General features: G+C 49.6%; 14 protein-coding genes. 4 read left to right on the top strand and 10 right to left on the bottom strand.

What is annotated here, in order from left to right; genetic code table 11:
• Positions 1 to 13 precede the first annotated feature (13 nt).
• On the bottom strand, positions 14 to 436 hold the full coding sequence (locus tag METBU_RS0110615; RefSeq protein WP_017840606.1) for a hypothetical protein: 423 nt from the start codon (positions 434 to 436) through the stop codon (positions 14 to 16).
• Between the two features lie 199 nt (positions 437 to 635).
• Positions 636 to 1,217, bottom strand: coding sequence for a c-type cytochrome (locus METBU_RS0110620; RefSeq protein WP_017840607.1), 582 nt, complete (start codon positions 1,215 to 1,217; stop codon positions 636 to 638).
• 115 nt (positions 1,218 to 1,332) lie between these two features.
• Here METBU_RS0110620 and METBU_RS0110625 point away from each other — a divergent pair, with 115 nt between their 5' ends.
• The 3 genes from METBU_RS0110625 (at position 1,333) to METBU_RS0110640 (ending at position 6,029) form a co-directional block, all read left to right on the top strand.
• On the top strand, positions 1,333 to 1,827 hold the full coding sequence (locus METBU_RS0110625) for an NUDIX hydrolase (RefSeq protein WP_026130154.1): 495 nt from the start codon (positions 1,333 to 1,335) through the stop codon (positions 1,825 to 1,827).
• 517 nt (positions 1,828 to 2,344) lie between these two features.
• Complete coding sequence (locus tag METBU_RS23935) at positions 2,345 to 3,313, top strand: GGDEF domain-containing protein (protein ID WP_017840610.1); 969 nt, start codon at positions 2,345 to 2,347, stop codon at positions 3,311 to 3,313.
• 268 nt (positions 3,314 to 3,581) lie between these two features.
• Positions 3,582 to 6,029: a cation:proton antiporter gene (locus METBU_RS0110640; RefSeq protein WP_017840611.1), complete on the top strand. Its 2,448-nt coding sequence runs from the start codon at positions 3,582 to 3,584 to the stop codon at positions 6,027 to 6,029.
• 580 nt (positions 6,030 to 6,609) lie between these two features.
• Here the strand turns inward: METBU_RS0110640 and METBU_RS29130 are convergent.
• The 8 genes from METBU_RS29130 to METBU_RS0110690 form a co-directional block, all read right to left on the bottom strand.
• Positions 6,610 to 8,115 carry a GTPase family protein gene (locus tag METBU_RS29130; protein ID WP_017840613.1) on the bottom strand — a complete coding sequence of 502 codons (1,506 nt, stop codon included), beginning with the start codon at positions 8,113 to 8,115 and terminating at the stop codon, positions 6,610 to 6,612.
• 2 nt (positions 8,116 to 8,117) lie between these two features.
• Positions 8,118 to 9,335 (bottom strand): YcjF family protein, encoded by a 1,218-nt coding sequence (locus METBU_RS0110655; RefSeq protein WP_017840614.1) that lies wholly within the window; start codon positions 9,333 to 9,335, stop codon positions 8,118 to 8,120.
• Positions 9,336 to 9,422: 87 nt separating this feature from the next.
• A complete protein-coding gene (locus METBU_RS0110660; protein WP_017840615.1) occupies positions 9,423 to 10,583 on the bottom strand; it encodes a PQQ-dependent sugar dehydrogenase in 1,161 nt (386 codons plus the stop codon).
• Between the two features lie 198 nt (positions 10,584 to 10,781).
• Positions 10,782 to 11,300: an ATP-dependent zinc protease family protein gene (locus METBU_RS23940; protein WP_017840616.1), complete on the bottom strand. Its 519-nt coding sequence runs from the start codon at positions 11,298 to 11,300 to the stop codon at positions 10,782 to 10,784.
• Positions 11,301 to 11,987: 687 nt separating this feature from the next.
• Entirely contained in the window at positions 11,988 to 12,746 is a 759-nt protein-coding gene (locus METBU_RS0110670) for an HAD family hydrolase (RefSeq protein ID WP_017840617.1), read from the bottom strand.
• A gap of 394 nt (positions 12,747 to 13,140) precedes the next feature.
• Complete coding sequence (gene sucD / locus METBU_RS0110680; RefSeq protein ID WP_017840619.1) at positions 13,141 to 14,031, bottom strand: succinate--CoA ligase subunit alpha; 891 nt, start codon at positions 14,029 to 14,031, stop codon at positions 13,141 to 13,143.
• Positions 14,032 to 14,040: 9 nt separating this feature from the next.
• A complete protein-coding gene (locus METBU_RS0110685; protein WP_017840620.1) occupies positions 14,041 to 15,222 on the bottom strand; it encodes a malate--CoA ligase subunit beta in 1,182 nt (393 codons plus the stop codon).
• A 74-nt stretch (positions 15,223 to 15,296) separates the two neighbouring features.
• Positions 15,297 to 16,247 carry an HpcH/HpaI aldolase/citrate lyase family protein gene (locus METBU_RS0110690; protein ID WP_017840621.1) on the bottom strand — a complete coding sequence of 317 codons (951 nt, stop codon included), beginning with the start codon at positions 16,245 to 16,247 and terminating at the stop codon, positions 15,297 to 15,299.
• A 609-nt stretch (positions 16,248 to 16,856) separates the two neighbouring features.
• Between METBU_RS0110690 and METBU_RS0110700 the strand changes: the two genes are divergently transcribed.
• Positions 16,857 to 18,020, top strand: coding sequence for an aminotransferase class V-fold PLP-dependent enzyme (locus tag METBU_RS0110700; protein WP_017840623.1), 1,164 nt, complete (start codon positions 16,857 to 16,859; stop codon positions 18,018 to 18,020).
• Positions 18,021 to 18,412 lie beyond the last annotated feature (392 nt).

Genomic DNA, 18,412 nt, shown 5'->3' on the forward strand with positions numbered 1-18,412 from the left:
ATGACTGTTCCATTTAATCGCTATCAATTTCTTCAGTACCTAATTGCCTGCGATCAGCCGGTTTATCAAGATTATTCTGCTCGATATATTCGTTATATTTTCGGTGCCGTTCGCGTTTTTGTTCGAAGTCTTCGTATCGGCTCATTGGACGTTCCGCATTATCCTTACTCCTACGATAGACTCGACGCTCAGGAAGCGCGGCATCGTCGAGATAGCGCCGCCGCATATTTTCGAAGCGCTCTTGTTTAGCCTTCTTCTGCTCTTGATCTTGTTCATTCCACCGGCCCATTTTTTCCTTGTACTGCCGGTTAGTTTCGCCTGCCTGCCTAGCTCCGTTTTCCACAGGGATGGAACTGGGCTGTTTAGCGATCGCCAAGCCCGGCGGAAAAATCGAAAACAAAACAGCGAACAATAAGAGATCATGTTTATTAATCACCGCAGCCTCCCGGGATTCGTTTAATTTAATTTATAGTAGAACCACCTAGATCAAAATTCGGCGTCGCCACTGACACTGCCGAAATTTGAAGGGCGAAAGGTATATAAACATTCTGCGTATGTGATCGCTTTGGCTTCTGATATTGATCTTGGATTTAACTAACCAAGAGAACACACGACTTATGCCGAATAATTCCGAATTATAAAGAGCCAAGATAGGTAGCCAAGGCCTCAATATCTTCTTCGCTTAAATTTTTTGCGATAGCATTCATCGGACTGCCTTTACGCGTGCCGGACTTGAATGCTTTCAATTGTTTAGCTAGGTAATCGGGGTGTTGCCCAGCCAACCTTGGAAATTGCATTCTCCCTTCTGCGCCTTTGCCATGACAGCCGAGACACATCGCGGATTGTTTCTCGCCTAACTCGGCTAATTTTGGATCGACAACAGCAGTTCTAGGTTGTAGGCTTGAAAAATAAGCAGCAAGATCGGTCATGTCTTCATCGCTAAGCCCCTGGGCCATATTCTTCATTATGGGGCCTTGGCGCGAACCGCTCTTGAAGGCTTTTAGTTGTTTGACGATATACTCGGGCCGTTGACCGGCTAGTACCGGAAATTGAGCATCGACGCTTATGCCGTTCAAACCATGACAATTAGTACACGCTGACGCTTTTTTTTCTCCGGCCTTTACATCGGCGGCGATTGCGCTAGCAGCGAAAACAAAAGTGCCGAATAGACAAAGGGTTGACAGCATAATCGAATTGTAAAAATTACTTTTTTTCATCTTTTCCTCCTAATTGCATCGGTAGACATGACCGAATTTTTGAGTTAAAAAATTCCGAATCAGTGTTGGTCACTATAACGCGACATCGACATCAATGTCAGTAACTTGTTATTTTATGGCTCATCAAGTATCAAAATCACCGCCTATCCCCATGATCGGCGTAAGCGGCATCGCTTTCAACTGCCATCGAGAAGTTTTGTTAATCCGACGAAATCAAGCCCCGGCACAAGGACTATGGTCGATTCCGGGCGGTAAGATGGAACCTGGCGAAACACTGGTCGACGCTTGCCGACGCGAAATCGAGGAGGAGACAGGGTTTAATAATACCCGAGTGCTCAGCCTCGTAGCACTTGTCGAACGCAATATCGAAAGTTTTCATTATGTCATTGCCGATTTTTTAGTCGAAATTCTCGACGGAGAAAACCGGCCTCCCATCGCAAATTCCGACGTCTCGGAAGCTTGCTGGGTTGCATTGGATCGACTCGATCATTACGACTTGGTCCCCGGTCTAAGAGACATCATCGAAAACACCCATCGACTTTGGCAGACTGGTACTTTACCGGGTTTGATCGACCCGAACAGAAAAACCGGTGATTTTATCTGTACGTAAGCGATCTTTTGCCGTTCGAAACCATGTTATCTCTGGACTTTATATTAAACTAACGATGATGAAGGTCTGGCCATCGCCTCGGCAAATGAAAAATGAATGAATCGATTAGCTTGTATAACGCGAATATGAAACCATCAGTGATATCAAAAACCAATTTAAGTAAGCAGCGCTGTGCCAATCCCGCACTATTTGAACGCTCCAATCATATTCATTTGAATGACGGCAGCAATTCCCATTTTGAGCAGTTTCGCCGATTTTAAGGTGTGGGGTATGCCTGTCGAGGAACGCCGTAAACCCATCCATGGGGGCTTGGCGGCAGCTCGAACACCAAGGATGGCGTGAATGCAGATTTTGCATGGAGCAAAAATCTGCCCTGCTGCCGACATCCTCGCCAAGCATACCCCACACCCTTTTTGATCTCCAAATTGGGAATTGCTGGTATGACGGCTATAATCCGGCACAAGGAATCTGCGCCTGATAAAATTCGGCATATACAACTTTATTCAGAGGAACGCGAATGGATAGTCTGCAATCGGATACCCTGGTCGACACGGCATTGTCTTCGCGGACTACAGAAAACGCTCCGCTTGAGCCTTATCTTGTAATACTTTCAGGCAAACATATCGGTAAACAATTTAAGCTTTCCCGTCAAAAAAACGTATTCGGACGAGGTCACGATGCGGATATTGTCATAGCCGACCCCAAAATATCCCGGCGTCACGGCGCCTTTATCGTCAAAGCCGGCGTCGTTATTATGGTTGAAGATTACGGCTCGACCAATGGCACCTATATCGATGAAAGGCGTATCGACAAAGAAAAGATTTCCTTACTCTCGCGCATCCGTGCCGGCGGCACTTACATGCGCATCGATTATAAAAAACCGAGCGAAGCTCAATCCGAACAAGCTTTATATCAGGCCGCCAATACCGATGTATTGACCCAAATCCCCAATCGCAGGGCTTTTGTGATTCGCGGACAAGAAGAGCTGTCTTTTTGTAAGCGCAATCGCACCGCATTGACCGTCATCATGTGCGATGTCGATCATTTTAAAAAAATCAACGATACATTCGGTCATCCCGCCGGCGATCAGGTTTTGAAGGACCTGGCCGAAATGCTGAGTAAGGAAATGCGCACCGAAGACACGCTGGCGCGATACGGCGGCGAAGAATTCATTATGCTGTTGCGAGGTAACTCGGAAAGTCAGGCATTAATTTTAGCCGAACGCATCCGTGAAAAGGTTGCGCATAAGGCTTTCGAATATCAGCACTTGAAAATACCGGCAACACTTTCGATCGGCATTTGCAGTCGCCAAAGCGCTTATATCGACTCGCTCGAATCGATGATACGGGCCGCAGACAGAGCGCTCTATCAGGCCAAAAAAACGGCCGCAATCAGGTCGCGATCGAACGAGATTGAGAAGAATTATCCTAGAAAAAGCATTTCATTTTGGCCTAGCCGCGTTCAATATAAAAATAGAAAGAAATAGAAATACATACGCATTCGCTTTGCATCGCGAAGCTCGAGCTTCGCGTATCGGTTCCCCAAGCTTGAGCTTGGGGAACAGCGCCCCCCTCTTTCCTCTTTCCTCTTTCCTCTTTCCTCTTTCCTCTTTCCTCTTTCCTCTTTCCTCTTTCCTCTTTCCCCCTTTCACCTTTCACCTTTCACCTTTCACCTTTCACCTTCTTTAATCCATGCCAAACAGCTAAAATTGAAATATCATTTTTTTATAGCGCCCAAGGCCGCCACCGACAATCATGCCGCTTTCCGAGACCTTATTCATTATCTTGCTGCTGTTATTATTGGCCTTGCTGCTTTCCGGGTTGTGTCGCCATTTACCGCTTCCTTATACCATTCTATTGGTCGTAACCGGGGTATCGATCAATTTATTGGCCACGGTCACGCCTTTCGCTCTGATTCCAAGCGGCTTTCATCTCAGCGACGAACTGGTTTTATTCATCTTTCACCCTGCACTCATCTTCGTCTCCGCACTGAGTCTCGATGCACGCACGCTTATCAAAGACTTATTGCCGATACTTGTTATGGCCATTCCGGGGATGCTGATCTCGGCACTTCTGGTCGCCGTAGGTCTCAATACCTTCTTTTATCTCAATTTCATATTAGCCTTTTTGTTCGGCGCGATTATTTCCGCTACCGACCCCGTTGCAGTTATTGCACTGTTCAAGGAATTGGGCGTTTCGAAACGCCTTACTGTCCTGGTCGAAGGCGAATCCTTATTCAATGACGCGACCGCGATCGTACTTTTCAATATCGTGCTTGGCGCCGTGATTCACGGCGAATCGGCGCTGATGGACGCGCCAACGATGATTTATTATTTCACTGAACACTTCTTGCTCGGTGCGCTGATAGGCACTGTGATCGGCTTGCTCATCAGCGAAATGATGGTCAGGATGTATCACGGTCAACAGAGTTTCGTCGTGGTCGCCTCGATCGTCGCGGCCTACTTGAGTTTCATAGTCGCGGAGCATAACTTCCATGCCTCTGGCATCATGTCGGTGCTGGCTACTGCACTTTGTATCAAAGGTATCGCGATGTCTCGGCTTTCCGGAGAATCGACCCACCATATCGAAGCCGGTTGGGATATCATCTCGCTGGTTTTGAATTCGTTATTATTTTTATTGATCGGCTTGACCGTCGATATCTTTGCATTCGCGATACATTGGCAACAATTGACCTGGGTACTCCTGGCGATATTCGCGGCGCGCATGATCAGTGTCTATGGCTTGATTCCAATGACTACGAGCCTTTTCAGCCTACCGGCAATCAGCCTGAATAGCCGCCATATGATGTGGTGGGGTTGTTCAAAGGGAACCATCGCCATCGCGATGGCGCTTGCGATCCCCGATACGGTCGTCGATAGAGGCCTGCTCTTGGAACTGACGCTCGGCATGGTATTGATCAGCCTGGTCATGAGCGGTCCGACGCTCAAACCCCTGATGGGCGCACTCAAAATCGATCGCTTGAACGATGATGAATGGCTCGAATTACAAGAAGGCATGGAGCAAATAAGCACATCGGTCAACGACTGCCTACACTCGTTTTCGAGGCTACATTTGCTTGAGAGCGATATGCAAGATTCGGTGTTGCAATCGCTGAACAGAAAAATTGCACCGAGGCATGCGACACTGACGGAGGCGCAGCAACTCAGACAAATTCATTTACATGCACTCAATGTCGAAGAAAGAGAATTGCAACGACTCCATGAAATCGGCTTGGTCAATTATTATACTTATCTAAATTTCAAGGATATTCTCCGCAAAGACAAAGCCAAAAGCATTGACGAGATGATTCGTTTCAATAAAAACCAGGATAACGTGAACCCGTTCTTGCGTTTTGAAATGTCAATAATCAAATTTTTAAGCGAATACGAATGGACGCTCAACTGGTTGATTCGCTATCAAAAAATTCGTTTTTCCAACTTAATACGCCACGATCTGGCCGGCGTTTTGATGGCTCACGAAGCGCTGTTGGCGCTGAAACAGGTAGAGCCCCACTTTCATAGCGACAAGCTTAATATCATCAGAAAAATTTATCGGCATCGTTTGGAACGAAGACAAGGCCGGCTCAAAAAACTGGGTAAGCAATTCCACGACTTTTATTATCAATTCGAATACCGACTATTTCAAGAAGTGGCGCTACGCTACTCGTTGAAACTGATTACGGAGGACTTCGAGCATGGTAAGGTGTCCGAAAAGATTTATCGGCGCCTAGAAAAACGTCTGGATGAAGCTTTGAAACAATTACCGGACCTAGCGCCGGAGTTGAGCCTTTCCAAACGCGACGATTGGCTGGATAGCGTACCGATTTTTAACGGCTTGCCACGCGACGTGCTAAAAAAACTCGCGAAAAACGCTCATTACGTCAGTTTTCTTCCGAACGATACGATTTTTAATGAAAACGATCGAGGCGATTCGATCTATATCCTAGTCAACGGCGTAGTCAACGTTTTTCAAAATACCGGCCCCAACCAGCGCGTGCATATCGCCGAACTGCGCAAAGGCAGTTTCATCGGCCGGCACGCTCTTTACGATCATGCCGTAAGAACCGCGACGGTCAGAGCCAAAACATACGTCACGCTGCTCCGGCTCACGACCCAAGACATCAAGACCTTATCCAAAGCCCTGCCGGAACTTAACCAACGCCTACAAGAAACCGATATCAATCGCTACCCGAACAACACTTAACCCAAACGAAACCGCTAGCCTTCATTCCTCTCTTTTATCTTTCCCTTTGGCTACGTTATACCCTTTGCTAGTCAAATTTCGGCGTCGGGGTGCCCGTCAAAGGACGCAGTGAATACGTCCATGTAGGCTCTATGACAGCATCCATACTGCCAAAGCCTTTGCCGAACATCCCGACGCCTCCATACGCTAATGCCGAAATTTGAAGTGCGATAGGTATAGCGTTAATAGCTGAAAACATGAAGTACTACGCCAATACCGAAATTCGACGATTGTTCGCATCGCATACCATTTTGCAAATCTTCCGAAGTTACCAAGCAAAAAAAGGTACGCGAAGCGTACCCTACGACAGGTTACTTTCGTTTATCCATAAAAACACGCAGCCCGTATGCAGCGGAGCAAAATACGGGAATGGCATGCCCTCGAACTTCCTGAATTGCGCTACGCTCCATCCGGGCTACGCTGCCCCTTTCCCCTTTCCCCTTTCCCCTTTCCCCTTTCCCCTTTCACCTTTCACCTTTCCCCTTTCACCTTTCACCTTTCACCTTTCACCTTTCACCTTTCACCTTTCACCTTTCACCTTTCACCTTTCATCTTTCCCCTTTTTAATCTTCTTAACGCGATCAACCGCAATCCGTCCCGCATTAGCCAATTGCTTGCGCAACATACCCCATTTCTCCTTATCCTTAGCCGCTATCAGACATCGTAAATACTGAGCCCGAAGGCTTTCCGGCAACTTATCGGCAATGCCCGTCCATACCGCTTCGATGTTGTAAACGGAACGCTCCTTTAAACAAACCGGAAGACAATCCTCGAGTGGAATCGTTAATGTCTCGCTAATATATCCCAATGCCTCGCGAATCGATTGCTCCTTGGCATTTTGCGGATGACTTACGTCATAAGGCGGTTGCCATTCGCGTAGCGGACGCAGCTGATCGATGTGCGAAACGATCAACAATATTGGCGGCTGCCTTCGCTCTAAGCGTTCGTCGAACCAAGTTCGCATCGCACTCAAAAACTCGGCGTCGGCTCCGTGCCCTGCCTGAGTTGCCGAACATACCAATACAATCAAATCGAATTCGCCGAATGCCTGCTCGGGATTTTCCTCGAACCAGCGCTCTTGGTCCCCATAGCCCGGGCTGTCGACGATGATGACATCGCCGGTCCCTTCATGCTGCAAGCGGTAAACAGCCAACGCGCCGGTCAACGGCAAAACATCGGTCGGAGCCCGTAACTCTCCGAATAAGGCGTTGATTAAACTGGATTTGCCGGTTTTGAGCTGGCCGGCAACCAAAATTCGTAACGGCCGTTTCGTCATTTCCATCGACTCAAGCGTGGGTTCCGATTCGGCAAAATCTATCTGCGGCGGAATCGCTTGCCCGCTGTACATCGCGATCGCGTAATAACCGATTTTTTTAATCAATGTTTGCAGCAACCAGCGCTCGATCATGCCTTTCGGATAGGCCGAAGCCTTACCGGCAAAAAATTGACCCAATTCGCGCGGAATTGAAGCAATCGGACTCAATAACAATTTGCCGACGCGATAGGCTATGTGTCCGCTTGCCAAACGATCCTTCCAGCGCCAAAGGTCCAGGCCGTTACCGACCGTCAATAAATGACTGAATGGTACTTTTTCGTCGAGCATTTGCCGCATGTCCCTGCACACCTGCTCGGCAATGTAGAGAATGTTTCGCAATGGCACATCGAGTTCAGCCCGTTCGTGTTTCGGCGAATAATGACGCGCCACCTCGACCGTGACGCGTTTGGCCAGTTCCAGTATGCGCAAACTGTTGGTCAACGGATACTCTTTCGGGTCGATTTGTTCGGCCATTTTATCGAGCTTGTCCCAAATCTCGGTCGCGGCCGGCGACCAAGCATCATCGGGTTTTACGACCGGCAATGCCAACAGACCCTGACGTTTGCGCAAACCTCGAATCATCAACCACGCCAACGCATACACAACACAAAACCCGGCAACCGCTTCAGTCAAATAAACGCTTTGCCAAAGCCAATAAATACCTACGGCAACGAGCGCCAACCATGGCAGAACCAGCAGAAAAGCTGATATTGACAGCAACGCTTTACGCATAATCAACCTTCCCGCTTCATGGTTTCGCGCAACATTTCACGGCCGCGCGCGAATTCAGTCTTGAATACTTCGCGTAAGGCTTCCGGGGTCAGCGCTTTGCCCCGTTTAGTTTGCGTGAAATAAAAACACAACGTCTGACCGAGGGCATAGGTTACCGCTGCGGTATAAAGACCCGAAACGCCTAGCGCGACGGTTTGCCCATAAAACGGAATCAATTTCAAAAGCTCGCGTCCGCCCATGCCGGCCATGACGCCTATACCGATCGCACTACCGATTTCGCTGAGACTTTGTTTGCTCAGCTCCAGCCCATAAACATTGGCGATACTATGAAACAATTTCGCCTGAATCGCGATCACGGTCGCAATACTCGCGGCCGGTACCGGAATGGCGGCCGCGATACCGGCCGATAACGAGTAACTGATAATATGCGGGTGCGCCGCACGCCTGTATACATCGCCGATCATGCCGATTTGTTGATGCTGTTCGAGCATGTCGCGCAAACCGAGCGGTAATGCTTCTTCTAACGCTTGCCATAAAGCTTCTGCACCGTAATCGACAGGCTCGAAACCGTCTTCCGGCAAGGTAAAATCTATCGGAACGAACACGGCATCGATACCGGCAAACGTGTCGCGTTGCTTTAATAACGAAGTGCGCAAATCGGGCGGTATCGATCCGGCAATTTTGCCGTCGCTAAACGGGTAAGGGTGAATATGCGGCATTGCGGGATTCGGATAACCTTCATGCAATGCGCTTTGCACCACAATGATAGGCCAGCGTGGGTGAGTCTGATGGATTTGCCTAACTGCCTTGACGACGCCTTGCTGTTGATGATCCATCGCCTTGATCACGACGATCAGCAAATGCGCCTGGCTTTCGCACCAGTGCATATCCTCGCTAGGGTCGTAACCGGCCTCCGACAAGCCGCGCGTGTCGAGGAACCTTACAAACGCAGTTTCCGGGTCGGGAAAATCGAAAAGCATCGCGGTGCGCGTACAGGGCCGAAAGCCGTTACCGATTTCGGCGGAAGTCGAGCCGGTCAGCACTCGAATCATCGAGCTTTTGCCGCTTTGCGTCTTGCCTAGCAACCAAAATACCGGCGGCGGCAAACGCAGCCGAATCTCTTGAAGTTTTTCTTGCAGCAAGGCATCGGGAATCTGCGGATCGAAGATTTGTTCGATCCAGTTTTTCCAATTGGCAAAAGGATTAGACAATCCAGGCATCACAACCTCGACATCAGTGGCGGTCTACCTAGATTAGTGGATTTTTTAGATAATTGGCAAACCCAAATTAACCGTAAAAAAGCTAGGTTAACTATCGGCTTGGTCATTGGGCAAATCCGCTTCCGGCTCGACCGGACGAATTTGAACTAATGAACCATCATCGGTCGAAAAATACAACAACTCGTCAGGCCCCTGTTTGACCGCGCGAATCCTTTTATTCAGCGCGTTCAATAACCGCTCTTCTTTAACGACCTTATTATTGTCGATAACCAAACGATTTAGATGAGTCAGCACCAATGATCCTGAAAACAAGCTCCCTTGCCAATGAGGAATTCTTTTACCGTAATAAAATGTAAGACCGCTCGGTGCGATCGATGGAAGCCAATAATGAATCGGTGCTTGCATGCCTTTTTTTTCAACACCCTCGCCGATACTAGGCCCCCAATATTCGCGCCCATGGGTTACGACCGGCCAACCGTAATTCCGGCCTTTTTTGATGAGATTGATTTCATCGCCGCCGCGTGGGCCATGTTCTTGCGCCCAGATCTCTCCGGTCCGTGGATGTATCGTCAAACCTTGGACATTACGATGACCGTAACTCCAGATTTCAGGTTTGGCGCCCGACTCTGAAAGAAAAGGATTATCGACCGGGACGCTACCGTCCGGTTTCAGACGTAATATTTTTCCGTAATGAGATCCCATGTTTTGGGCCTGATCCCGTTCGCCGCGATCGCCGACACTCAAATATAAATTGCCGGCTCGACTCATCACGACACGGGAGCCGAAGTGGTGATCGTTATTGTTTGGAGGCTCAGCGCTAAACAGAACGGTCAAATTTTCCAAGGTGTCGAAATCGAGTTCCGCGCGGGCCAATCGAGTGGTCATACCATCGCCGACACTGGCCGAATAAGTTAAATAAACAAGCCTGTTCTCGGAAAACCGGGGATGCAAATAGACGTCCAACAAGCCGCCTTGGTTGCGCGCGACAACGCTAGGCACCCCGCTCACATCGGCGACATTCAATGTTCTAGGATCGAATATCTTCAATCGCCCTTTCCTTTCGGTAAATATGATTTTACCGTCGGGCAAAAAATCGAAGCCCCAGATTGCATCCTTGCCTTGGTAAATCGCAACGGCCTCCAATTCGACATCGTCGGACTGAAACAAATAAGGTTCCTTAGCAATAGTATCCGAAATGGGTTTACAGGATGCCAGTAAATAACTTAATGCGATTATCCAAAGTTTCATCGAAGATACCTAATTATACCCATCGTAGATCAAAATTCGGCACCGGGGTGCACGTCAAAGGACGCCGTGAATACGTCCCTGTAGGCTCTATGCCAGCTCCATGCTGGCAAAGCCTTTGCCGAGCACCCCGGCGCCTCCTCAGGCACTGCCGAAATTTGAATTGCGAAAGGTATAGAGCCCAAAGCTCAACCGTTACGATTAAGCGTCAATTTCGCAACTCGGCTTCGCGGTCATTTTATGTTTCGAGCTAACCAATACGGAATTCTTTAGAAAATTGCGCCCTACCAATACGGGATAAGTCATTCTGCTGCGGTCGGCCAGCGTAAACAGATTTTTTTCATAATGCTCACCGACGCACAAGCCGATTTCGACGACATAGCGCTCTTGTCTGCCGCTAGCCTGTTTGATCCCGATCGTTTCGACCAATGGCAGCGTCATCGGATATTGATTACCGTTACGATCATCGAATATAAAACTCACCATTGTTTGCTCGTCCGATTCAATCAATTCGATCTCTTGAGCGTTCAAGGAACTTCTCGACGCACCGGTATCGAGGCGCGCCTTGATTTCAATGTCGCCTGGTATCAACGCGACTTCCTCAATATGACCGTAAACGGAATAGTTATTCATATTTGCGGCTAGGACCGATGCTTCTTGTTCGGCAACAGCCGTAGTCATGTACATCATAAAAGCAAGGGCGAAAGGGTAAATACGCATAACGATTAAATTCTCCTCAAATGAAAATAAAGTTTCATTTATTTTAAAAACTCATACTTCGATCGATAACCAAAAAGACATAATGAGTCCTTCGAAGTACATTAACTGCCCTATCAAACTAACAAATTTTGTAAGGCATTGCAAAAAAGCAACAATTATAATTAAAACCAAAACCACGAGTTAGGTAATTGTTCAGCCCCATAAACACCAACCTAAGGAAGGAACGCGTCATTCCGCCAGGGATTGGCGGAATCCAGGGCCACGGATGGCAATGCGTAGCACCACATCCATGCAACATGGATATCAACAACCTATATCGATATGACGAATAAAGCCATAAACGCACTATAGAATAGGCACTACTCCCTTTTAGATTAAAAAACCGTCTGAGAATAAAAGGCTTAGGATGTGTCTATCGAGGACCGCCGTGAACCCATCCATAGGGGCTTAACGGCAGCTAAGCGCCAAGGATGGCGTAAATGCAGATTTTGCAGGAGCAAAATCTGCCCCTGCAGCCGACATCCTCGCTAGCCACACCCCATACCTTCATAAAGTTAGCTAATTTTTGAGTATAAAGGGAGTAAGTTGTCGCTTATGTTGTTCAGCGCTTTGCATTAAAACAAGTTGGAACTTTGCCTCCTCCCTTTTAAAAAGAAGGGGGCTGAATATTTACCGAGATAGTGATGCTTATTTGTCCTTAAGAAAATCCTCGATACACAATAGCTCGATACCCTTGCGCACAGCTTCCTGTCTATCCTGTGCCGTGTTATAACCCCAGTCGGCCAATTGCAACTTTAGCGACTGAAGCTTTGGACTAGTCATCACAGACAACAACGCCGGCAAACGATCCTCGACAAAATAAATTTGCTCATTCGGATGGCCTTCCAAAATCTCAATTAACGTATCGGCCTTACTTCTATTTCTTTCGAGGCCGAATATGTTGCCGCCGGATAGCTCAATCTCATTAGCGTTCAAGATTTGGCTGACGAAGCGTTCCTGTTTCGTCGTCACCACATACCAAGTAGCCCATTCATTCAATTGCTTAAGCTTATCGGCAACGTTTGGAAATAACGGATTCACGCTAATCCAGTTCGACAAGTCGGCCGCAATCCAATTATCGCGCGTGTCACCGAATAGTTTCTTCAGAAATTCGACATCGACACCCGCTTCATCGAGCAGATTTTGTTTATACCGTTCGAATCCGCTTAAAACGGCATTATCCTCTTCTTCCCGATCGATCAAACGCATCGCTAAAATCGCTTCGTAGCCGGTTTCAATCGCGGGCCGAACCCGTCGGAAACGATCGATCAATTGCTTCGAAAGCCGGTCCTCGGTCATATCCGGCCAAAGCTGTCCGGCGGCCTTCCAACCGGTTATCGCCGTTTCGAGGGCGCTATCGCAAATAACGCCGTCGAAGTCCAAGGCATATATCATCGATTTTTTCATGACGCGTGATTAATCCTTCGTAAAAAACAAAACCACAGGGAGTCTATCAAGACTCCGCTGTGGCATTATGAGTTATGAGCGGCAGCTTGCCGAAAAGCAATTATACCTTTCGCACTTCAAATTTCGGCGATGCTTAAAGAGGCGCCGGGGTGACCGGCAAAGGCTTTGCCTACATGGACGGGACGTATTCACGGCGTCCTTTGACGGTCACCCCGGCGCCGAATTTTGATCTACGATGGTTATATCGAAGCCGCAACGGCCCGACTTCGAAAAATGCCGACTGACATCTAACAGGGACGGCTTCGATAATCGCGACGAAGGCGTCGCTCCCACAAGCGCTCCCTCTCCGCTTTCCGTTTACCGCTTACTATTCACCGTTTACTGTTCACCAGCTTTATGCCAATTTGGCCAAAACCGAGGCAACCGTCTCGCCCATCGCCGAAGGCGTCGGCGCGACTGTAACGCCCAAATCCTTTAACATCGCGACTTTTTCGGCCGCGCTTTCGCCTGCCGCCGAAATGATCGCACCCGCATGACCCATTCTACGCCCTTCAGGAGCGGTTAGGCCTGCGATATAGGAAACCAACGGCTTGGTCATGTGTTCCTTTGCGAACATGCCGGCTTCGACTTCTTGCGGCCCGCCGATTTCACCGATCATTAAGACGACTTTAGTTTCCGGGTCTCGCTCGAAATGTTCGAGAATATCGCGATGCGAACTACCGTTGATCGGATCTCCGCCGATGCCGACGGAGGTCGACACCCCGATGCCGAGCCTTTTTAATTGGTCGGCCGCCTCATAGCCCAATGTACCAGAACGTCCTACGATCCCGACATTACCCTGCATGTAAATATGCCCCGGCATAATGCCCAGCATCGAACGTCCGGGACTGATCGTACCTGCGCAGTTAGGACCGGTCAGAATCATGCGCTCGTCTTCAGAAAAACGACGCAGAAAGTTTTTGACCTTCATCATATCTTGAGTCGGTATACCGTCGGTAATTGCGACACAATATTTGATACCCGCATCGGCCGCTTCCATAATCGAATCGGCAGCGAAAGCCGGCGGTACGAAGACGATGCTGGCTTCGGCACCGACTTGATCGACTGCCTGCTTAACCGTATTGAACACCGGCAGGCCAAGATGCGATTGACCGCCTTTGCCCGGAGTAATGCCGCCGACGACTTTAGAGCCGTAGTTAATCATGTCCTGAGCATGAAACGAGCCGATCTTACCGGTAAAACCTTGAACGATAATGCGTGTATTTTCGTTGATTAAAATTGCCATGTGCTTCTCTCAGCCCTCTCTCGCCACTACTTCATTACGTGCTTGCACGGCTTTCTCGGCCGCTTCCGCCAAGGTTTCGGCGGTAATGATCGGCAAGCCGCTCTCGGCGATGATCCGGCGTCCTTCTTCTACATTGGTGCCGGACAAACGCACGATCAAAGGAATCTTCATATCGATTTTCTTGACCGCATGCACGACACCTTCAGCGATCCAATCGCAGCGATTGATACCGGCAAAAATATTGACTAGCATCGCCTTCACATTCTTATCGGCCAACACCAAACGGAAGGCTTTCTCGGTCCGCTCCGGCGAAGCTCCGCCCCCGACATCGAGAAAATTCGCAGGCTCGCCGCCGGCTAATTTGATCATGTCCATCGTCGCCATCGCGAGACCGGCGCCGTTGATCATGCAGCCGATATCGCCATCCAGCCCGACATAGCTCAGGCCGCGATCGGCAGCCGCCATTTCGCGCGGATCTTCTTGGGTTTTATCTCGCAATTCGGCGATTCGGTGACGGCGAAACAAGGCGTTGTCGTCAAAACCCATTTTACAGTCCAAGGCCAGCAAATCTTCTTTGCCGGTCACAACTAACGGATTGATTTCGAGCATGTTCGCGTCATTATCACGTAGCGCCCGGTAGCAGCCGTTAATCGTTTTAACGGCGGTATTGATCATCGACACCGGCAAGCCCAATGCAAAAGCCATTGCTCGCGCTTGAAAATCCTGCAAGCCGACCGAAGGTTCGATGTAGATTTTGGTAATTGCTTCGGGATTAGTCTGCGCTAACTCCTCGATATCCATACCGCCTTGAGCCGAGCCGACCATCACGATACGCTCCGAGCTGCGGTCGACGAGTAGACAAAAGTACAACTCCTTCGCGATGTCGGTGCCGGCTTCGACATAGAGCCTTCCGCAGACTTTTCCGGCAGGGCCGGTTTGGTGGGTCACGAGCCGTTTGCCCAACAACTCCTCGGCGGCTTTCGCGACATCGTCATACGACCGGCACAGTTTAATTCCGCCGGCTTTACCGCGCGCGCCGGAATGAATCTGCGCCTTAACCGCCCAAATACTGCCGCCGATTTCCCGCGCACGCTGCACGGCATCTTCCGGGCTGTAAGCCAGGCCGCCATCGGCGATCTTGACGCCGTATTCCGTTAAAATTTCTTTTGCCTGATACTCATGGATATCCACAGCACAACCTCTTTCTATTTAAAAAAGTAAAGAAAGGCCCGCGCCGAAAATCGGCGCGGGCCTACTCCAATCGATTATTGGCCTTTTGCGGCAATTGCTTCGGCGGCCTTGACGACATTATTGGCCATCTTTTCGGACGCGGCATCGATCAGGCGCCCGTCCAGCGCGGCGGCGCCCTTGCCTTGCGCGGCGGCTTCTTTCAAGGCGGCCAAAATACGCTTGGCCTTTTCGATTTCAGCCGGCGGCGGCGTAAAAATTTCGTTAGCCAATTCGATTTGAGACGGATGAATCGCCCACTTGCCTTCGCATCCCAATGCGGCAGCGCGCCTTGCCGCGGCTTTATAACCATCCTTATCATTGATATCGCCGAACGGCCCGTCGATCGGACGGAGACCAAAGGCGCGACACGCGACCGTCATACGGCTGATTGCGGCATGCCACTGATCGCCCGGATAATCGGGATTCAAACCGCCGATATTGGTCGTTCTTGCCCGGTTGCTGGCCGCATAATCGGCAACACCGAAATGCAACGCTTCCAAACGGCCCGATGCGCCGTTACGGGCGATGTCTTCGACGTTAGCCATACCTAAAGCGGTTTCGATCAGCGCTTCGATGCCGATGCGGTTATTCAAGCCTTGTTGCATTTCGAGTTGATTAACCATCGCCTCGACCATGTAGACATCGGCATAAACGCCAACTTTAGGGATCAGAATCGTGTCGAGTTTATGACCGGCTTGCTCAACTAGATCGACGACATCGCGGACCATGTATTGCGTATCCAAGCCGTTGATGCGCACCGAAATTGTGATGCCGTGTCCTTTCCAATCCAAATCGTTAATCGCTTGAATGACATTTTTGCGGGCTTGCAGTTTATCGTCAGGCGCCACGGCGTCCTCAAGATCCAAAAATATGAAATCCGCACCGCTCTTCAACGCTTTCTCGAACATACCGGGATTCGACCCAGGAACAGCAAGCTCGCAGCGCTGAACGCGTTGCACGGACGCTTCATACAAGGTGTGGCTCATTGTGTCTTCCTATTTCAATATGTGAATTTTTTGCCGGGCAAAGTCACCCTCGATTCGGTTAAATTTGCCCCGAACCGGGCGCAAAATAAATCGGACATTGTACTTTTGGCAACGATATTGTCAATTTTAACTTTCTCAACTCGCCCGTGCGGCCCGCTGCATCCAACAACCTGTGCTTGCCGATTAACTGCAAATATGGCAATATTGGCGGCTTTAACATTCGTTTTTCGGGCAACGAATCGGTATCGAAATACTCATCCATCGTTCTTTAGGATTTGGTCGTAAATAACTTCCTTATTTTTTAGGGAGGGTTCGGTAGCTCGATTGGCAGGTGTCGGCGACAGGGAAAGCCGCCGTCAAGCCTACAAGGACTTATTCACGGCGTCCTGCCAAGCGAGCTAACGAACCCTCAACAAAGCTCATAGTTCCAGTACGTTATTTATTACGAAATCCTTAGCTAATGCAATTGCCGTAGCGAAAATGGGCAAATTTGCATTGCTCGAATGCAATGCCGGCAGTTCCCGGAACAACTCCACCCGAAACGAATCAACTCGCTTTCTACACCGTTCAATTTTTTTCACCATTCATTCTTAAATGAGGCAATAAACAATGGCAGGCCGTAATCATTTGTATGTTCCAGGTCCAACAAACATTCCCGACGAAGTTCTCAGCGCGATGCATGTCCCCAGCGAAGACCATCGTTCGCCGATCTTCCCAGAGCTGTTCAAACCCTTGCTCGAAGACCTAAAAAAAGTCTTCAAAACCGAAACCGGTCATAGCTTCATTTTTCCGGCAACCGGAACCGCCGGATGGGAAATCGCTCTGACCAACACCTTGAGCCCTGGCGATAAAGTCCTGATTTACCGCTTCGGTCAATTCAGCCATCTCTGGGCTGCAATGGCTAAACGCCTGGGCTTTGAAGTCATTGTCATCGAAAGACCTTGGGGCGAAGGCATTCCGCTTGACGATCTCGAAGCGCGCCTAAAAGAAGACGGCCAACATGAAATCAAAGCCATTCTAGCCACGCACAACGAAACCGCGACCGGCGTCACCAGCGACATTGGCGGCGTTCGCAAAGCCATGGATGCCGCAGGACACCCTGCCTTATTGTTCGTCGACGGCGTCAGCTCGATCGCCAGTATCGATTTCCGCATGGACGAATGGGGCGTCGACGGCGCGATCAGCGGCTCGCAAAAAGGCTTCATGCTGCCCGCCGGCGCTGCCCTAGTCGCATTCAGCCAAAAAGCGATAGCCGCTTGCGATACCGCACAAAGCAGACGCGCCTTTCTCGACCTGAAAGACCAACTAGCCAGCAATAAAGACGGCTACACGCCATACACGCCATCGATACCGATGCTGTACGGCCTACGCAAAGCGCTGGATTTACTGCTTGCCGAAGGCTTGGAAAACGTATACGCACGCCATTACCGACTGGCCGAAGGCACGCGTAAAGCGATTGCCGCATGGGGCCTGGAACTGTGTGCGAAGCCCGGTTTCGAGTCGAATACCGTTTCGGCGGTCGTCGTTCCGGCCGGCAAAGACGCTCGCGATGTGATCGCCACAGCTTATAGTAAATACAATATTTCTCTGGGTGCAGGCTTGAACGAAGTGGCCGGCAAAGTGTTCCGCATCGGTCATGTCGGCGACATGAACGACGTCTCGATGCTAGGCGCCATCGCCGGCGTCGAAATGGCCCTACTCGATAACGGCTTCGATATCAAAGCCGGTAGCGGCGTTGCGGCAGCGATCGAATATTATCGCACTACCGCATAGTTAGAATACGCTAATCCGGCTAAACCAAAAGGCATTCCGATTAACTTCGGGATGCCCTTTTGCGTTAATAACGCATCAAAAACCTAATCAACGTCGTTCATACCGGTAAATCGTCGATCTTCACAGACGGTGCGGAATGGACCTTCGAGTTAGCGCCCCACTTAAAACTGCGCACGTTCATAAAAAATATGTATTGCGCGCCCTGATGTTCTATATTTGAATACTTCAACATCCAGAGCACAAGTCCGCATGAATTCAGCAATTCCCAGTTTGAGCAGTTTCGCCGATTTTAGGGTGCGGGGTATGCCGTCGAGGAACGCCGTAAACCCATCCATGGGGGCTTGGCGGCAGCTAAGCGCCAAGGATGGCGTGTATTAGGGCAATGCAGGAGC

It is taken from the genome of Methylotuvimicrobium buryatense 5G, from assembly GCF_000341735.1.
Classification (GTDB): domain Bacteria; phylum Pseudomonadota; class Gammaproteobacteria; order Methylococcales; family Methylomonadaceae; genus Methylotuvimicrobium; species Methylotuvimicrobium buryatense.

Coding starts and splice junctions, on each gene's coding strand:
- METBU_RS0110700 (WP_017840623.1), top strand. CDS start 16,857: ATGGCAGGCCGTAATCATTTGTATGTTCCAGGTCCAACAAACATTCCC.
- METBU_RS0110640 (WP_017840611.1), top strand. CDS start 3,582: ATGCCGCTTTCCGAGACCTTATTCATTATCTTGCTGCTGTTATTATTG.
- METBU_RS0110690 (WP_017840621.1), bottom strand. CDS start 16,247: ATGAGCCACACCTTGTATGAAGCGTCCGTGCAACGCGTTCAGCGCTGC.
- METBU_RS0110655 (WP_017840614.1), bottom strand. CDS start 9,335: ATGCCTGGATTGTCTAATCCTTTTGCCAATTGGAAAAACTGGATCGAA.
- METBU_RS29130 (WP_017840613.1), bottom strand. CDS start 8,115: ATGCGTAAAGCGTTGCTGTCAATATCAGCTTTTCTGCTGGTTCTGCCA.
- METBU_RS0110620 (WP_017840607.1), bottom strand. CDS start 1,217: ATGAAAAAAAGTAATTTTTACAATTCGATTATGCTGTCAACCCTTTGT.
- METBU_RS23940 (WP_017840616.1), bottom strand. CDS start 11,300: ATGCGTATTTACCCTTTCGCCCTTGCTTTTATGATGTACATGACTACG.
- METBU_RS23935 (WP_017840610.1), top strand. CDS start 2,345: ATGGATAGTCTGCAATCGGATACCCTGGTCGACACGGCATTGTCTTCG.
- METBU_RS0110660 (WP_017840615.1), bottom strand. CDS start 10,583: ATGAAACTTTGGATAATCGCATTAAGTTATTTACTGGCATCCTGTAAA.
- sucD (WP_017840619.1), bottom strand. CDS start 14,031: ATGGCAATTTTAATCAACGAAAATACACGCATTATCGTTCAAGGTTTT.
- METBU_RS0110625 (WP_026130154.1), top strand. CDS start 1,333: ATGGCTCATCAAGTATCAAAATCACCGCCTATCCCCATGATCGGCGTA.
- METBU_RS0110670 (WP_017840617.1), bottom strand. CDS start 12,746: ATGAAAAAATCGATGATATATGCCTTGGACTTCGACGGCGTTATTTGC.